Genomic DNA, 1,537 nt, shown 5'->3' with positions numbered 1-1,537 from the left:
TTTCGCGTCTCTACAAGGGTTTGGGGCAACGCATAGTTCAATTCGGTCGATGTCTAATAGACATCTCCGGAAAACAATGTAGAGACTTCGTATTTCGCGTCTCTACAAGGGTTGTGGATAACGCATAGTTCAATTCGGTCGATGTCTAATAGACATCTCCGGAAAACAATGTAGAGACTTCGTATTTCGCGTCTCTACAAGGGTTTGGGGCAACGCATAGTTCAATTCGGTCGATGTCTAATAGACATCTCCGGAAAACAATGTAGAGACTTCGTATTTCGCGTCTCTACAAGGGTTGTGGATAACGCATATTTAATTTTCGGAGATGTCTAATAGGAATGGAAAATTTTTCCTGATAATTGTAGTATTAAAACCTTTATTTGTAAAGACGTTCCGGACCGAACGTCTCTACAAATAATTATCAATTTCATATTAATATACAATAACGTCGAAAAATTAAACAATCAACCACTAATCACTAACAAGTTAATGCACTACCAAAAATTACTAAAAATTCCCACCATTGGCAAATCTTTGTATAATATCACGCCAAAAATTGAGGCTATAGTTGCAGAATCAAGCGTGGAAATTGGGCTTTGTACACTATTTTTACGTCACACATCAGCTAGTTTACTGATTCAAGAAAACGCTGACCCAGATGTGCTTTTGGATCTAGCTAATTTTATGGCAAAAATCGTGCCCGAATCAGCTAAGTACATCCACGATGCTGAAGGTGCCGATGATATGCCGGCACACATCCGCACTGCCCTGACTCATACCTCAGAACACATCCCCATCAATCGAGGTCATTTGGTGCTGGGAACTTGGCAAGGAATTTACATTTGGGAACATCGGCAACGCAGTCAGACTAGAGAATTAGTTGTCCATATTTCGGGATGACAATAGACATTTCCAGAGTCATACGTAGAGACGTTCCACTGGAAGGTCTTTACAAGGGTTTCGGGCAACGCATAATTAAATTTTATTGCACCCTAAACCGCTTCTAAAAATCTCTGCAAAATCTATCTCTTAAGAAAATCTGCACAGTTCTTAGTGAGAGATTTTGCGATCGCTACCCTCCACTTCGTTACCCTCGCTTCGGACATGCAAAAATGGGATGCTCCCTTTTTGAATCAACACTTGAAACCGCTTATCTTCCCGAATGCTATCAAAAGCTGAGTCAGTTTTTGCCCATTCACCACATTCTTCAGGATTCAAATTAATTGCAACTTGCAGGTTTTCAATTGCTTGCTCAATATTACCTTGAAGAGCGTAACAGCAAGCTTTGTTATAGAAAGCTTCGTCCTTATCAGGTTTAAATTCCAAAGCTTTGTCGTAGGAAGCGATCGCATCTTCATAGCGTCCTAAATTCCTTAGCGCATTCCCCCGGTTGTACCAAGCTGTGTCCTTATCAGGTTTAAATTCCAAAGCTTTGTCGTAGGAAGCGATCGCTTCTTCTAAGCGTCCTAAATTCCTTAACGCAATCCCCCGGTTGTTCCAAGCTTCGTCCTTATCAGGTTTAAATTCCAAAGCTTTG

The 1,537-nt window shown here is 40.9% G+C and carries 2 protein-coding genes; one reads left to right on the top strand and one right to left on the bottom strand.

What is annotated here, in order from left to right:
- Window positions 1–489: 489 nt before the first annotated feature.
- Window positions 490–900: a secondary thiamine-phosphate synthase enzyme YjbQ gene (locus OGM63_RS26775; protein ID WP_263748759.1), complete on the top strand. Its 411-nt coding sequence runs from the start codon at window positions 490–492 to the stop codon at window positions 898–900.
- Between the two features lie 150 nt (window positions 901–1,050).
- Here the strand turns inward: OGM63_RS26775 and OGM63_RS26770 are convergent.
- The coding region (locus OGM63_RS26770) for a TPR end-of-group domain-containing protein (protein ID WP_263748758.1) at window positions 1,051–1,537 on the bottom strand (487 nt) is incomplete at its 5' end.

The sequence above is a fragment of the Plectonema radiosum NIES-515 genome, from assembly GCF_025753815.1.
GTDB classification, from domain to species: Bacteria; Cyanobacteriota; Cyanobacteriia; order Cyanobacteriales; family Nostocaceae; genus Hassallia; species Hassallia radiosum_A.
Note: the sequence above shows the minus strand (reverse complement) of the source record. Positions and strands in the feature narration are given on the sequence as shown.